This is a genomic window from Polynucleobacter sp. UK-FUSCHL-C3, from assembly GCF_040409815.1.
Lineage (GTDB): Bacteria > Pseudomonadota > Gammaproteobacteria > Burkholderiales > Burkholderiaceae > Polynucleobacter.
In genome coordinates, this window is record NZ_CP099959.1 from 811,198 (window position 1) to 825,797 (window position 14,600).

General features: G+C 48.5%; 14 protein-coding genes. 5 read left to right on the forward strand and 9 right to left on the reverse strand.

Annotated features, from left to right (window positions below):
- Positions 1-6: 6 nt before the first annotated feature.
- Both aceF and lpdA read left to right on the forward strand, forming a co-directional pair.
- On the forward strand, positions 7-1,353 hold the full coding sequence (gene aceF, locus NKE59_RS03980; protein WP_353439689.1) for a dihydrolipoyllysine-residue acetyltransferase: 1,347 nt from the start codon (positions 7-9) through the stop codon (positions 1,351-1,353).
- A 9-nt stretch (positions 1,354-1,362) separates the two neighbouring features.
- Positions 1,363-3,150 (forward strand): dihydrolipoyl dehydrogenase, encoded by a 1,788-nt coding sequence (gene lpdA / locus NKE59_RS03985; RefSeq protein WP_353439691.1) that lies wholly within the window; start codon positions 1,363-1,365, stop codon positions 3,148-3,150.
- A 72-nt stretch (positions 3,151-3,222) separates the two neighbouring features.
- On the opposite strand, the gene NKE59_RS03990 is transcribed toward lpdA, so the two are convergent.
- Complete coding sequence (locus tag NKE59_RS03990; protein WP_353439692.1) at positions 3,223-3,774, reverse strand: phasin family protein; 552 nt, start codon at positions 3,772-3,774, stop codon at positions 3,223-3,225.
- Positions 3,775-3,942: 168 nt separating this feature from the next.
- Between NKE59_RS03990 and NKE59_RS03995 the strand changes: the two genes are divergently transcribed.
- The 3 genes from NKE59_RS03995 to NKE59_RS04005 all read left to right on the forward strand — a co-directional run bounded on the left by NKE59_RS03995 (position 3,943) and on the right by NKE59_RS04005 (position 6,880).
- Positions 3,943-4,872 (forward strand): histone deacetylase, encoded by a 930-nt coding sequence (locus NKE59_RS03995; RefSeq protein ID WP_353439694.1) that lies wholly within the window; start codon positions 3,943-3,945, stop codon positions 4,870-4,872.
- Between the two features lie 3 nt (positions 4,873-4,875).
- Positions 4,876-5,772 (forward strand): DMT family transporter, encoded by an 897-nt coding sequence (locus NKE59_RS04000; protein WP_353439695.1) that lies wholly within the window; start codon positions 4,876-4,878, stop codon positions 5,770-5,772.
- Positions 5,773-5,845: 73 nt separating this feature from the next.
- Positions 5,846-6,880 (forward strand): serine hydrolase, encoded by a 1,035-nt coding sequence (locus tag NKE59_RS04005; RefSeq protein WP_353439696.1) that lies wholly within the window; start codon positions 5,846-5,848, stop codon positions 6,878-6,880.
- Positions 6,881-6,882: 2 nt separating this feature from the next.
- On the opposite strand, the gene NKE59_RS04010 is transcribed toward NKE59_RS04005, so the two are convergent.
- The 8 genes from NKE59_RS04010 to NKE59_RS04045 form a co-directional block, all read right to left on the reverse strand.
- Positions 6,883-7,689 (reverse strand): IclR family transcriptional regulator, encoded by an 807-nt coding sequence (locus NKE59_RS04010; RefSeq protein WP_353439698.1) that lies wholly within the window; start codon positions 7,687-7,689, stop codon positions 6,883-6,885.
- A 101-nt stretch (positions 7,690-7,790) separates the two neighbouring features.
- Positions 7,791-8,819: a quinone-dependent dihydroorotate dehydrogenase gene (locus NKE59_RS04015; RefSeq protein ID WP_353439699.1), complete on the reverse strand. Its 1,029-nt coding sequence runs from the start codon at positions 8,817-8,819 to the stop codon at positions 7,791-7,793.
- On the reverse strand, positions 8,812-9,573 hold the full coding sequence (locus NKE59_RS04020) for an arginyltransferase (protein WP_353439700.1): 762 nt from the start codon (positions 9,571-9,573) through the stop codon (positions 8,812-8,814). The genes NKE59_RS04015 and NKE59_RS04020 overlap by 8 nt, the downstream gene beginning before the upstream one ends.
- Positions 9,570-10,307, reverse strand: a complete 738-nt coding sequence (aat, locus tag NKE59_RS04025) for a leucyl/phenylalanyl-tRNA--protein transferase (protein ID WP_353439701.1) — start codon at positions 10,305-10,307, stop codon at positions 9,570-9,572. Before aat ends, NKE59_RS04020 begins: the two co-directional genes overlap by 4 nt.
- Positions 10,308-10,323: 16 nt before the next feature.
- Entirely contained in the window at positions 10,324-10,878 is a 555-nt protein-coding gene (locus NKE59_RS04030) for an NUDIX hydrolase (protein WP_353439703.1), read from the reverse strand.
- On the reverse strand, positions 10,875-12,683 hold the full coding sequence (locus NKE59_RS04035; RefSeq protein WP_353439704.1) for a chorismate-binding protein: 1,809 nt from the start codon (positions 12,681-12,683) through the stop codon (positions 10,875-10,877). Before NKE59_RS04035 ends, NKE59_RS04030 begins: the two co-directional genes overlap by 4 nt.
- A gap of 5 nt (positions 12,684-12,688) precedes the next feature.
- Complete coding sequence (locus NKE59_RS04040; protein ID WP_353439705.1) at positions 12,689-13,264, reverse strand: peptidylprolyl isomerase; 576 nt, start codon at positions 13,262-13,264, stop codon at positions 12,689-12,691.
- 40 nt (positions 13,265-13,304) lie between these two features.
- On the reverse strand, positions 13,305-14,600 hold the full coding sequence (locus NKE59_RS04045; RefSeq protein ID WP_353439707.1) for a Y-family DNA polymerase: 1,296 nt from the start codon (positions 14,598-14,600) through the stop codon (positions 13,305-13,307).

The following is a 14,600-nucleotide window of genomic DNA, read 5'->3' on the forward strand; positions in this document are numbered from 1 at the left end:
GGAATCATGAGCCAGCTAATTGAAATCAAGGTCCCAGATATTGGTGACTACAAAGACGTGCCCGTGATTGAGGTACACATCAAACCAGGTGACACCATTGAGAAAGAGCAGTCGCTCGTCACACTAGAGTCTGATAAAGCAACGATGGATGTGCCATCCTCTCACTCGGGGGTAGTGAAAGAAGTGAAAGTGAAGGTTGGTGACTCAATCTCAGAAGGAAGTGTTGTTCTGCTTCTAGAGGGTTCTGAGGCGCCTATTAATACAGCTACGAATACACCTGCACCAACGCAGGCCCCAGCACCTGTAAAAACTCAAGCACCTGCGCCTACACCTGCACCTGCACCAATACCAGTAGCGCCAACACCGATCGCTGCGCCAGTATCAACTCAAGCACCCGCCCCTGCACCCGTGTCTACTCCATCAGCAGAGCTAGGTCAAAGCGGTAGTCATGCAAGCCCATCGGTACGCAAGTTCGCTCGTGAGTTAGGCGTCACCATTACTAGTGTCAAAGGAACGGGACCAAAAGGCCGTATTACGCAAGACGATGTCCAGGCTTTTGTTAAGGCGGTAATGAGTGGCGCTAGTGCACCGGCTGCAACTAGCGGTGGAAGTTTGGGTGGACTAAACCTCTTGCCATGGCCAAAGGTGGATTTCAGTAAATTTGGGGAGACCGAGCGTCAAGCACTCTCCCGCATCAAAAAACTATCTGCCGCCAATCTTGCTCGTAATTGGGTGATGATCCCAGCAGTGACCTATCACGAAGATGCAGACATTACTGATCTGGAAGCATTCCGTGTGCAAACCAATAAAGAGAATGAGAAGCAAGGTAGCAAGATCACCATGCTGGCATTCTTGATCAAAGCGTCTGTCGCGGCACTTAAGAAGTTCCCAGAGTTCAATTCCTCTTTAGATGGAGATGATCTCGTACTGAAAAAGTATTTCCATATTGCATTTGCAGCAGATACCCCGAACGGGTTGGTAGTTCCTGTAATTCGGAATGCGGATCAAAAGGGTATCTTTGATATCGCCCGCGAGACCGCCGAGCTTGCTGCATTAGCGCGAGATGGCAAACTCAAGCCCGATCAAATGCAAGGTGCGAGCTTTACGATCTCTTCCTTAGGCGGTATTGGCGGCACCTATTTTGCTCCCATCATTAATGCCCCCGAGGTCGCAATCCTTGGTGTTAGTAAAGCAGCTATGAAGCCGGTGTGGAACGGCAAAGAGTTTGCACCCCGACTTATTTGCCCGCTCTCTTTGACAGCAGATCATCGAGTGATTGATGGAGCATTGGCTACACGTTTTAATGTCTATATTGCACAACTACTCGCCGACTTCCGTCGTGCAGTTCTATAGGGGATCGCGATGAGTCAGCATACAATCGTGGTGCCTGATATTGGTGACTACACCGATGTCCCAGTGATTGAGATCTTGGTCAAGCCTGGTGATGAGATTACAAAAGAACAAGCCTTGGTTGTTCTTGAGTCTGATAAAGCAACTATGGAAGTGCCAGCCGATCAATCTGGCAAGGTCATTAGTATAAGCGTGAAGATTGGGGATAAGGTTGCTAAAGGATCTGTGATTGCGCAGATTGAACTCACTAGCGTTTCACCTTCGGCACCTGCACCAGCAACAGCACCAGTAGCGGCGGCACCAACTGCATCAAGCAAGCCACCTGTATCGATCCCAGTACCTGCTGGTTCTTATCAAGGACCGGTTCAACACGAGTGTGAGGTCTTGGTCTTAGGAGCGGGGCCCGGTGGTTACAGTGCCGCATTTCGGAGCGCAGACCTTGGAGCTAAAACAATATTAGTAGAGCGCTATGCCACCCTTGGGGGCGTTTGCCTCAATGTAGGTTGCATTCCATCTAAAGCATTGCTGCATACCGCCGCGGTGATGGAGGAAGTGAAGGAGATGGGTAAGCACGGTATCGAGTTTGGTGCACCCAAAATTAATTTAGACCTATTGCGTTCTCATAAAGAGGGAGTGATCGCAAAATTAACGGGCGGTCTTGCTGGTATGGCAAAGATGCGCAAGGTAGGGGTTGTGCGCGGTCTTGGTAGATTGATCGATGCTCATCATGTAGAAGTGTCTTTAAGTTCTGGTGATGGTCAGCAACTCACAGGTCAGAAAGAAATCATCCGTTTTCAGAAAGCGATCATTGCGGCAGGCAGTCAACCAATTGCTCTGCCGTTTATGCCAAATGACCCTCGGGTAGTGGATAGTACCGGCGCATTACTCCTCAAGAGCATTCCGAAGCGGATGTTAGTGATCGGTGGCGGGATTATTGGTCTAGAGATGGCTACGGTTTATAGCGCTCTCGGCTCGCGCATTGATATTGCTGAGATGATGGATGGCTTAATGGCAGGTGCAGATCGTGACTTCGAAAAAGTGTGGGAGAAAATGAACGCCCATCGCTTTGACAACATCATGCTCAAAACGCGAGCAAGCAAAGCCGAAGCAAAACCCAATGGGATCGAAGTGAGCTTTGAGGGTGAGAAAGCACCAGCCACACCACAACTCTATGATCTTGTCTTAGTGGCTGTTGGTAGAACCCCCAATGGTAAGAAGATTAACGCAGCTGCCGCCGGTGTCAGTGTGGATGAGCGTGGCTTTATTCCAGTCGATCAGCAAATGCGCACTAATATTAATCACATCTTCGCTATTGGAGATATTGTGGGTCAACCCATGTTGGCTCACAAGGCGGTACATGAAGGTCATGTTGCAGCCGAGGCAGCAGCCGGACAAAAGTCTTACTTTGATGCAAAACAAATCCCGTCGGTTGCGTATACCGATCCTGAGGTTGCTTGGGCTGGTTTGACCGAAGAGCAATGTAAGGCACAAGGCATAGCTTATGAGAAGGGCTTGTTTCCATGGGCAGCGAGTGGTCGTGCCATAGCGAATGGTCGCGACGAAGGATTTACTAAGTTACTCTTTGATGCCAGCACCCATCGCATTATTGGTGGCGGTATTGTGGGCACTAATGCCGGCGATCTGATTGGTGAGGTCTGTCTTGCTATTGAGATGGGCGCAGACTCGGTTGATATTGGGAAGACCATTCATCCGCATCCAACTCTAGGCGAGTCGGTGGGCTTGGCAGCTGAAGCGCACCATGGTAGCTGTACGGATTTACCACCTTCTAAGAAACGCTAGGCAATAAAAAACCCCGCAATGCAAATTGCGGGGTTTGTCGTCTAAAGAACTAATTTAGTTCTTAACGCAACATTACTTCTTCGAAGCCTTTGATGCCTTGGTAGCAGCTTTGGTAACTGTATCAACAGCGTTGTGTACATTGCTTTGGGCAACTTCTACAGCATGCTTAATTGCCTTTTGGCTTGTTTCGTAGCTATTGTTTGCTGCAGCAATGGCTTGTTTCATCATTTGAACAGCAGCATCAGAACCGGCTGGTGCATTTTTGGTCCAGTCATCAATCATCGCATGGAGCTTCTTCTGACCTGCTGCCATTTCAGCTTCAGCAGTCTTAGCAAATGCAGCCGTATTGTCTTGGGCGATCTCATACAGATCACGTCCATAGGCCATCATCTTCTCAGCCATGGGTTGAACCATCTCTGCTTGTTGTGCAATCAATTGCTGCAGATCACGAACTTCAAGGGTCTTTTTGGCATTACTCATGCTCTCACTGAGGCTGTTCTTAGTAATTTGCATATTGAGTTCGACTAATTTCTCAACGCTTTTGATTGCTTGGTTGGTTAAACCTGCCAAGGTCTCTAAATTAGCTTTTTGTACAGCAGCGATTTGCTCTGGGGTTAAGTTCATGGTGTTCTCCGATGAGTGATAAGGGTAGTGATCCTGATCTTTAGAATCAGCTTATAGGAATTATATCGATAACTATGTTGCAATGCAACAAATACTATTAACCCTAAAGCTAATATAAATAACCTAATATAATCAATAACTTAAATATCATAAATCAAGAAAATCCGATTGAAAGCCTTCTACAGCGACCACTTTGTATTGCCATTACCCGAGGGTCATCGATTCCCGATGGCGAAGTACAAAATGTTGCGCGACTCGGTAGAGGGCTTACCCAACCTAGAATTGGTAGAGGCTCCCTGCGCCACGGATTCTGAGCTCTTATTGGCACACGACCCCAGTTATATACAAGAGGTGCTCCATGGCACCTTGAGTGAGGCTCAGCAAAAAGAGATTGGTTTTCCTTGGAGCCCTAAGATGGTTGAGCGCTCGCGTCGCTCGGCTGGGGCAACGATTGCGGCGTGTAAAGCAGCACTTGAAGAGGGCATCTCTGCCAATTTGGCCGGCGGCACCCATCATGCATATCGCAATAAAGGCTCAGGCTTCTGTGTATTCAATGACGCTGCCATTGCAGCCCGAGTTCTTTTAAAAGACTCGCGCGCTAAAGCAGGGGGCATACGTAAGATTGGGATCTTAGATCTTGATGTGCACCAGGGCGATGGTACTGCTGCCATTTTGCAGCATGATTCTGCAGTGATTACGGTCTCTGTTCATGGAGAGAAGAACTACCCCTTTGCAAAAGAAGTAAGTGATCTTGATATTGCTCTAGCTGATGGCAGTACAGACTCGGTTTATATGCAGGCGCTTGAACAAGCTTTGATCTTCTTAAGTGAGCAAAAAATTGATTTCTTAATTTATCTAGCGGGAGCCGATCCCTATTACGAAGATCGTTTAGGTCGTTTGCAAATTAGCCAAGAGGGTATGGCACTACGCGATTACAAAGTATTGGAGTTTGCTAGCACGCAAGGAATTGCAATGGCATTAGCAATGGCAGGAGGGTATGCCAATCCGATTGAGAAAACCGTTCAGATCCATGCGCAGACAATTGGGCTCGCGCTTGCGCATCAGCATACAATTGCGACATCTTTATTGAAGCGATAAGTAATGAGTCTAGCGTCGGAGCGTTTCCCCCTTGAATCCCTAGCGGCGCCTATCTTTGTTTTTATCTGGAGCACGGGCTTTATCATCGCTCGCTTTGGTATGCCTTATATGGAGCCTGCCACTTTCTTGTTCTTGCGCTTTACCGGTGTACTCATTGTGATGGGCATCATCATCCTGTTCTGGAAACCCATTTGGCCAAATCGTTCACAAACGATGCATATTGCTATTGCCGGTGCGCTTCTACAGTTTGGCTATGTGATGGGTGTGTGGAGCGCGGTGCGTTTGGGAATGACCGCCGGTTTGGTTGCATTGATTGTGGGTCTACAGCCCATCCTAACCGCTTGGAGCGCCTCATGGGTAGCAGAGCGGGTGAGCTACCAACAGTGGTTTGGACTACTACTCGGAATCGCTGGTGTTGGTCTCGTCGTGGCCGAGAAAACAAGTTTTATGAACATCCCCTTGGCTGCTTATATCTTTGCACTCGCTGCCTTTTTCTCGATTACCTTTGGCACTCTCTATCAAAAAAAATACTGCCCCCAATTTGATTTGCGAGCAGGATCTATGATCCAGTTCTCTATATCAACGCTGTTATGCCTGCTGGTTGCACTTCTCTTTGAGACCCGCGAGATTGTCTGGAATGCGCCGGTGATTGGTGCCTTGCTTTGGGGCATCTTACCAACCTCGATCGGTGCCATTAGTTTGTTATTTATTCTGATTCGTAAGGGCGCCGCCACGAAAGTAACTAGTCTGCTTTATCTGACACCACCCACTACGGCACTAATGGCCTGGCTCTTGTTCGATGAGCCTTTGAGTCTCATGATGCTTGCCGGTCTGGGCTTGACCATGACCGCTGTGATCTTGGTCAACTACCAACAAAATAGTTCACCCAAAACCCAATAACTTTATTATGATGTGTCAGTACTCAAATTCGGGACTTTGATTGAGAGCTTTGCGTGTGTTGCTTAAGCCAGTAGTGCCAAATTTATCTGATTGGCAGAGAAGGACCCAACTCCCCCTCCGTATTTTGATCTTGGCTGCATTGTCTATTACTCTGTGTGCCATTGAGCCAGCCTCAGCGCAATCTTCACCACCCCCCAAAAACACGCAGGCCAAGAAACAAAAGTCGGCCAATCCGAAGCAGGTTCGTACCACCGTTAATCGTCCTAAAGGAACGAGCAAAAAAGAGGTTCCAGATCGTCCATCGTTTGCCAACGCAATGGGTTTGCGTAATCAACAGGATGAGCTCAGTCTGAAGTCAAGTGTGGCGATGGTGATTGATCAACAGACCAAAGAGGTTTTGTTTGAGAAGAACCCCGATGTGAGTTTGCCGATTGCCTCAATCACTAAATTAATGACCGCCATGGTGGTGCTTGACTCTAATGCACCGCTCGATGAGATCTTAACGATCACCCAGGCCGAGGTCAAAATTTATGCGAAGTCGCGTTTATCTCTCGGCACTAAACTAACTCGAGAGGAAGCGCTCTTATTAGCTCTTATGTCGTCTGAGAATCGTGCTTCACAGCTACTTGCTACTAATTATCCAGGCGGCTTATCCGCATTTATCGAGGCCATGAACCACAAGGCATATGCCTTAGGAATGACCCAATCGAGCTTTACAGACCCCACGGGATTATTGGCGAGTAATGTGTCTACCGGCGAGGACTTGGCCCGTCTGCTAATAGCTTCCTATAACTACAAATTAATCCGCGAGTTCTCAGTATGGCCAGACATGACCATGGTGATTAATAAAAGACCGCAGGTGTTCTTAAACACCAACCGCTTGGTGCGTGCTGGCGATATGGAAATTGGTTTACAGAAAACCGGCTTTATCAGTGCCGCCGGGCGTTGTTTGGTGATGCAGGCCAAGGTTAATGGAATGCCATTACTCCTCGTGTTCTTAGACTCCGTGGGAACGCAATCGCGTTTTGCAGACGCAGTGCGCGTTAAGGATTGGATTGAGAGCTATCAGTCTGGTGAGCCTAAGCCCATTCGTCGTCTGACGATGTAACTCTATTTTTTGGGAATAGCCAGAGGAGCTTTGTAGCCCAGACCTTTGGAGATTTGCAAAGCAGTATCTTGTAAAGCCTTGAGCCAGTCTGCCTGCATCCGATCTGTGGGTGAGCTTAAGGAGAGACCCGCAACTAATTTGCCAGAGTCATCCAAAATACCCGCTGCTAGACAACACACTCCTAGCTCAAGTTCTTCGTTATCACGCGAATGCCCAATATGGCGCACGCTAGATAACTCACTCTCCAGCTTTGCAATTTGCGTGATGCTATTGCGCGTATGACCCGCAAGACCCGTACGAGTAGCGTATGCGCGGACCTGGTTGGGGTCATCAGCCGCTAAAAATAATTTACCAACCGAGGTGAGGTGCAAGGGTGCGCGACCACCAATTGCACGAACTACCTGCATCCCAGAGCGTTCGCTATAGGCACGATCAACATAGACGATTTCATCGCCTTGACGAACGGAGAGGTTAACGGTTTCTCCAGTGAGCTTATGCAAGACCCGCATGGGCAATTGAGCAGCCTCACGCACGGATAAGCGCTCCTTGACCAAATTACCTAGCTCTAGAAGACGTAAGCCTAATTTATAGGTACCACCATCGCCACGCTCAACGAGCCGGCACGCGACCATATCATTAAGGATGCGGTGGGCAGTAGAGGGGTGCAAACCAGTTTGCTGTGACAGTAATTTAAGACTACTGGACTCTTCATGATCGGCCAAGCAATCGAGTAAGTTCATCATGCGCTCAACCACCTGAATGGCGGTCTTGCCAGCTTCCCCAGAGTTCTTATTTGCTTTGCTATCCATGCTTTAGATTGTAGCGAATATCGCCTTTATTGCATATTGTGAAACGATATATTAATCCAAAAATAGGCGCCTTAGCCAGTGCAATCAAAAAACGGGGGAGACTAATTAAAGACGCGAACGCAATCCCTAATTAATTGTGGACCTTTATAAATGAGCCCGGTATAGAGTTGCACCAAACTGGCGCCTGCATCAATCTTCTGCCGGACATCATTGCCTGATTGAATGCCACCGACCCCAATAATGGGAACCCGATTTTGTAATGACTGAAAAAGGTGATGGATGGCCTGATTGGATGAGTTCAATACTGGCGAGCCAGAGAGGCCGCCCGCCTCATTGCCATGGGGAAGAGTAGCAACATCAACCCGACTAATGGTCGTATTGGTTGCAATCACGGCATCAATTTCAAACTCTAGCAAGAGATCGGCAATGAATTTGAAATCATTGGCCTGTAGATCAGGAGCGATTTTTAAGAAGAGTGGTTTACGAACCCCATATTGATCGGACAGTGCGATACGTGCCTGATGTAAAGCAGACAGAAGCTGTCGCAATAGAGTCTCACCCTGAAGATCGCGTAGGTTTTTGGTATTAGGGGATGAGATATTGGCCGTGATGTAACTGGCAACTGGATAGACTGCTTTCATGCACATGACATAGTCTTGATTGGCATCCTCGAGAGTTGTGCTGGCGTTCTTGCCAATATTTAAACCAATCACACCACCTTCTTGATAAAAGCGTGAACGCCTCACACGTTCTACGCACGCATCAACTCCATCATTATTAAAGCCCATGCGATTAATGAGAGCATTTGCCTCAGGCAAACGAAACATGCGAGGTTTTGGGTTGCCGGACTGCGCCTTTGGCGTTACCGTACCGATCTCGAGAAATCCAAATCCGAGGGTCGCTAAGGCATCAATGTGCTTGCCGTCTTTATCAAGACCAGCAGCAAGGCCAACGGGATTACGAAATGCAATACCGCATACATGAACAGGCTTAATTAGTGGCTTATCTATAAAACGACTTAAAAGACCGCAACGTTCTAGACGATCAAGTTGAGCGAAGGAGAAATCATGGGCCGCCTCAGGATCCATCGAGAACAGCAGCGGGCGAAGTAGGGGGTAAGTATTAATCATGCTCTAGGTTTGGCGGCATCAAGAGTTGCCATTGATCATCAATTAGTCCTTCGATCGGAGCAAACTTAGCCTTGTATGCCATTTTAGGGCTCTGTGCGATGTAGTAACCCAAATACAAATAAGGAAGCCCTAGTTGCTGAACTTGATTGATCTGCCACAAGATGCTGTAAGTGCCGTAACTGGAGTTAGGCATGCTGGCATCGTAAAAGGTATATACCGAGGAGATACCTTGCTCGACCACGTCGATCATGCTGACCATGCGAAGACGTCCTGGGTGGGGATCGTCTGGCCCATCCCGGAACTCCACAATGCGTGAGTTCACTCGGCTTTGTAATAAAAACTGCATGTACTGTTCTTGATTATCGTTCTCCATTTGGCTGCCATGATGCCGCTGCGCTTGATAGTCTTGGTAAAGACGATAGTGCTCTTCATGGTGTGCCAAACTCAGAACTTGTGCTTGTAAACCCGAATGACGTTTCCAACTGCGTCGCTGACTCCGATTGGGCTCAAAGTGTTGCACCGGAATGCGCGTAGCAATGCATGCTTTGCAATCGTCACAATACGGTCGATAGGTAAATAAGCCACTCCGACGAAATCCAGCGTTCACTAAATTACTGTAGACATCCTCACCAATCGCATGTGAAGGGGTGGCTACCTGCGAGCGCGCAATTTGTTCGGGTAAATAACTGCAGGGATAGGGCGCCGTAGCATAAAACTGTATGGCTATGATGGGGAGTTCTTGAATACGACTCATACCAGGTATTTCTGGAGAACGATCTTATCAAAATCCCAAGCCCATGGATCTTTCTGAGCAACAGCGTGGTGCAGATGCTCTAAAAAAGCAGTCCGGGTTATCGGTTTAGCACCGAGGGAACGGAGATGGTCGGTTTCTTGTTGGCAATCGATTAGGGTCACACCATGATCGTAGCACCATGCACATAAGGCTGCTAAAGCGAGCTTGGAACTATCTTTAACCCGCGAGAACATGGATTCTCCAAAGACCATCTTGCCAAGACAAACGCAATACAAGCCACCAATCGTTTGCGAGTGACTCACAATACTGATGCAATGCGCATAACCTTGCTCATGTAGAGCGGTGTACGCATCAATAATCTCGTGGGTGATCCAAGTACCATCTTGACCCGCGCGTTCGGTGGTCGCACAGGCTCGCATCAAGCCATTAAAATCATGATCCACACGCAATTGCATTTGGGGATCGTCTAAAAACTGCTTGATGGATTTATTGAGCGAATGACTAATCTTAAGATCAGCTGGATTTAAGGTCATCCGGGGGTCGGGCGACCACCACAAGACCGGTTGACGGACAGAGTACCAAGGAAAGATCCCAGAGCGATATGCGCGCTCAAGCTGACCTGCAAAGATCCGTTCGCTTACCGCAAGCAGACCCGGAACCTCTGGATCGGGATCGCTTTGTGTCTGTGGATTCGGAAAAGGATCGCTTGGTCCAAGCCATGGAATCGTGCTCATGAAGAGACTATCACCATCATCCGATTCGTTCGCCCGGCAGAATATCGCAAGAGCGAACCCCAAGATCGCCTAAGAGCCCAGCACGTGCATCAGCAAAATACCATTGGAGGGTTTGCTTTACTGTCGGGAATGCTAATTCATTCCAAGGAATGGTCTCCTCTGTGAAGAGCGCAACCTCTAAGCTTTCTGTACCGGCTGCAAATTGGGGTGAACGCATCTGCGCTAAATAAAAGAGATGTACCTGTTCTACGTGAGCGACATTTAACAGCGAGAACAAGGACCGAATCTCAACGTCGGCGCCAGCTTCTTCCATGGTCTCACGGATTGCGCCATGCTCGGTACTCTCCCCAATTTCTAAAAAGCCTGCTGGTAAGGTCCAATAGCCATGTCTTGGCTCAATGGCGCGCCGACAGAGTAAGACCTGATTCTCCCAAATGGGGATAGTGCCCACCACATTACGTGGATTGCGATAGTGAACTTCCTTGCATTGCGAACACACATGCCGTAAACGCGTGTCATCAGCCGGCACTAAGAGTGCGATGCTCGAACCGCAAGAGGGGCAGTAGTTCATAAATGGGCTTTGATCATTCCGCGTAAGGCATTACTTAGCATTATTTCATTGGCGCTGATCACATCCTCAATAGTCAGGTTAGCCTCACGGGCTTTGAGGGATGGATCGTGCAAGATTGCTGCACGCATTACTCCAGGAAGCACGCCTGCTGATAGAGGGGGTGTTAACCACTCATCCGATTTTGGTGGGCGCACAAAAATACTGGTGCGACCCCCTTCGGTCAACTCGCCACGCTCATTCATAAACAAGGCATCAAAGCCACCCAAAGACACCGCTTTTTGCCAAGCTAAGTCATACACCTTGCGTTGCGTAGTTTTGTGGAGCAATAAAGGGTTAGTAGATTGCATTTTGAAAGAATCAGGCACACCCTCCAAAATCTGATGGGCCCAAAATACCTGCACCGATGATGGTAGGTCATCCAAGACAGCGCTGGAGATGGATAGCTCACCTAAGCGACCAAGATCTAAACGAACACGGTAGACCGTATTTACATCCAAAGCCAAAGCAGTTTGCTCTAACAAGGCACACGCCTCGTTCATATTCAGAGGGATGCCCAATACCTTGGCTGAATGGGAGAGACGGGCCAAATGCTCACGATAATGAGCGATACGCCCTATACCTTCCTGAGCATTAAAACGAATGGTCTCAAAGAGACCAGCTCCACTGGGTAAATCGGATAAGAAAGCAGCCTTAATCTTGCATTCTTGATACTCGGCACGGGGATCCGAGTCAATCGTAATACCAGCACCTACACCCAAAATAAATTGCGATGCAGACGAATGCGAGTCATGCTCCATTTGCAAGGTGCGGATGGGAACGCTCAAAGCAAAGTCGCCATTGGGATCAAACCAGCCCAGCGCTCCACAATACCAAGCGCGCGGAGTCTCTTCTAGATCCTGAATAATCTCCATACTGCGTTTTTTGGGAGCCCCGGTTACTGAACCGCAGGGGAACACCGCTTGCAAAATCTCAGCCATGCTCAGATGGGGACGCGCCTTGGCCTGAACTGTAGAGGTCATCTGCAAAACATTGCCATGGCGATTGACCTCAAAAAGAGCAGGCACTACAACACTACCCGGCTCTGCGATACGCCCCAGATCATTGCGTAAGAGATCCACAATCATCACGTTCTCAGCCTGATTCTTGGGATCATCCGATAGCTCATGCGCTGCATGTTGGCGGGCATCGGCAGTGCCTTTCATGGGTTGCGCTACAAATACACCATTCGTACGCCTAATAAAGAGCTCGGGGGATTGCGATAACACGATATCGCGACCATCGTCGAGATAAGCACCATAACGACCAGGTTGACGCTCACGCAATTGGGCATAAAGCGCCAGTGGCGAGCCATAGGCTTCTCCAGTAATGCGGTATGAGTGATTAATTTGATAGGTATCACCGCTACGGATCCATTCCTGAATGCGCTCAATATCTTGATTGAAATGCTCCGACGTAATTGAATCTCGCAGGTTCATCACCCCAACCAACGGATCTTCTTTTGATAGAGCATCTTTTAACCAAGCATCGACCTCCTCTTTGGAGTACTTTTGCACTCCCGTAAACGACCATGCACGAACGAGCGGTAGGGGCTCACTGTATTTGCATGCAATGCGCTGAAAGTAGTACCCCAACTCATAAGAGAACAGAGTTACGAGGTAATCCCCGTTGCTGAGAGCTGTTTGCATTTCTGCAAAACAGTTGTCTAGCTCGCTTGTATGATCTACGCGCCAAGCGTGTTTGACGTGTTGATAGAGCCGACTAGTCGCTTGCTGTCGGCTACTCTCCACATCATCTAGAAGAACCATCTGGATTATTTCAGGATGGTGGCCGATTCAATCACAACAGGAGTATTGGGAACATCGGCCATGCGACCACGTGGCGTAGACGCAATACCAGTGGGTACCCCTTTAATCTTATCAATCGTTTGCTGCCCAGAAATAACCCGACCAAAAACGGTGTAACCATTTCCCATTGCATTGGGGTAATCCAAGCCCGGATTGTCTTTGACATTAATAAAGAACTGCGCAGTCGCTGAGTCTGGATCGGAGGTTCTGGCCATCGCAATCGTATAGTTCTGATTCTTTAAACCATTCTGCGCCTCAGAGACCACAGGGGCCTGCGTGGGCTTTTGTACTAAATCAGTGGTGAACCCGCCACCTTGCACCATGAACCCATTAATCACGCGATGGAATACCGTCCCATTGTAAAAACCACTTTTGACATAAGCTAAAAAGTTATTGACGGTCTTTGGTGCACGATCTGACTCGAGATCCACCACAAAATTACCTTGATTGGTCTTGAACTCTACCTTAGGACCCGCCTGAGCGATTGAAGAGAGGGTCGTGATGCTGAGTGCTAGACCCAGGCTCATCCATAGTTTGCGCATATTGCTTTCCTTCTGAGTAAGTTGCTGATGATTGATTGTATTAGCGATTGGCCTGTGCCTGCGCCAGTTCATTCCAAGCAGTCGTGTAGTTAGGGCTACGCTGCAAAGAGCGCATGGTCCAGCGTGGTCGCAGGCCGGCCCCGGCGAGCCTAAGGGTATTGGAGCCATAGGTGTGATTAAGACGATCCATGATTTGCATCACAGAGCGCGAGCGGGCACTTTCTGGGCTGGCACAAAATAAATCGGCTTGGGCTTGGTCTGCGGGGTAGAGCCCTAGTAGCATCACCCCCGCCTTTTTATACGCATGACCAGAGCGATAGATTTGTTGCACCCCTAGGCTTGCAAGCTCGGCCAGATGACGTGTGTCATCCGTTCCTGTTATTAAGGGAATGGTGACGCTATTGGCGTATTGCTCAGACTGCTGTGCAAATGGATTGGTGCGGATGTAGACCAAGAGATGCGAGCAGAAGGATTTCTGGTGACGTAATTTCTCGGCAGCACGGCTGACGTAACTCACTACCGCCTCTTGTAATTCGGGAAGGTGATGCACAGGCTTACCAAAGCTCTTGCTAGAGATAATTTGATGCTTACGTACCAAATGCTCGTCTTGAGATTCTTCTAAATCAAGGCAGCTAATGCCATTGAGTTCATTGATTGTACGTTCTAAGACCACCCCAAAGCGTTTACGAATCAGGCTAGTGGAGGCGTATTTCAGATCACAGACCGAGTGGATGCCAAGTTGATTGAGCTTAATTGTGAGACGTCGCCCAACCCCCCAAACTTCACCAACCTCAATGCTGCTCATGAGGGCATCTTCTTCTAAGCGATTGCAATGCCCCCAACTAAATACACCTTTGTAATCAGGACGCTTCTTGGCAATATGGTTAGCGAGCTTTGCTAAGGTTTTGCTATGACCAATACCAATGCAGGTCGGTAAACCCAAGTAATGCTTAATACGCTTGCGCATCGCTTGTGCCTGAGCAATTAGATCGAGGCGCATACCACTCAAATCTAAGAAGCATTCATCGATAGAATAAATTTCTTGATGGGGTGAGAGCTCACCAAGCAGTGCCATGAGACGCGCGCTCATATCGCCATACAGGGTGTAATTAGAGCTTAACCAAATTAAGCCATGTGATTGCACAAAGTGCTTGGCCTCAAAGAAGGGTGCTCCCATCCGAATCCCCAAGGCGCGCGCTTCTTGACTACGCGCCACAATACAGCCGTCGTTATTGGATAAAACCACCACAGGCTTACCTTCAAGACGCGGATTAAATACCCGTTCGCAAGAGACATAAAAATTATTGCCATCGACCAATGCAAACACGGTACGCAT

Coding starts and splice junctions, on each gene's coding strand:
- NKE59_RS04015 (WP_353439699.1), bottom strand. CDS start 8,819: ATGATTAATACTTACCCCCTACTTCGCCCGCTGCTGTTCTCGATGGAT.
- NKE59_RS04040 (WP_353439705.1), bottom strand. CDS start 13,264: ATGCGCAAACTATGGATGAGCCTGGGTCTAGCACTCAGCATCACGACC.
- lpdA (WP_353439691.1), top strand. CDS start 1,363: ATGAGTCAGCATACAATCGTGGTGCCTGATATTGGTGACTACACCGAT.
- NKE59_RS04030 (WP_353439703.1), bottom strand. CDS start 10,878: ATGAACTACTGCCCCTCTTGCGGTTCGAGCATCGCACTCTTAGTGCCG.
- NKE59_RS04020 (WP_353439700.1), bottom strand. CDS start 9,573: ATGAGTCGTATTCAAGAACTCCCCATCATAGCCATACAGTTTTATGCT.
- aat (WP_353439701.1), bottom strand. CDS start 10,307: ATGAGCACGATTCCATGGCTTGGACCAAGCGATCCTTTTCCGAATCCA.
- NKE59_RS04010 (WP_353439698.1), bottom strand. CDS start 7,689: ATGGATAGCAAAGCAAATAAGAACTCTGGGGAAGCTGGCAAGACCGCC.
- aceF (WP_353439689.1), top strand. CDS start 7: ATGAGCCAGCTAATTGAAATCAAGGTCCCAGATATTGGTGACTACAAA.
- NKE59_RS04045 (WP_353439707.1), bottom strand. CDS start 14,600: ATGCGTACCGTGTTTGCATTGGTCGATGGCAATAATTTTTATGTCTCT.
- NKE59_RS03990 (WP_353439692.1), bottom strand. CDS start 3,774: ATGAACTTAACCCCAGAGCAAATCGCTGCTGTACAAAAAGCTAATTTA.
- NKE59_RS04035 (WP_353439704.1), bottom strand. CDS start 12,683: ATGGTTCTTCTAGATGATGTGGAGAGTAGCCGACAGCAAGCGACTAGT.
- NKE59_RS04000 (WP_353439695.1), top strand. CDS start 4,876: ATGAGTCTAGCGTCGGAGCGTTTCCCCCTTGAATCCCTAGCGGCGCCT.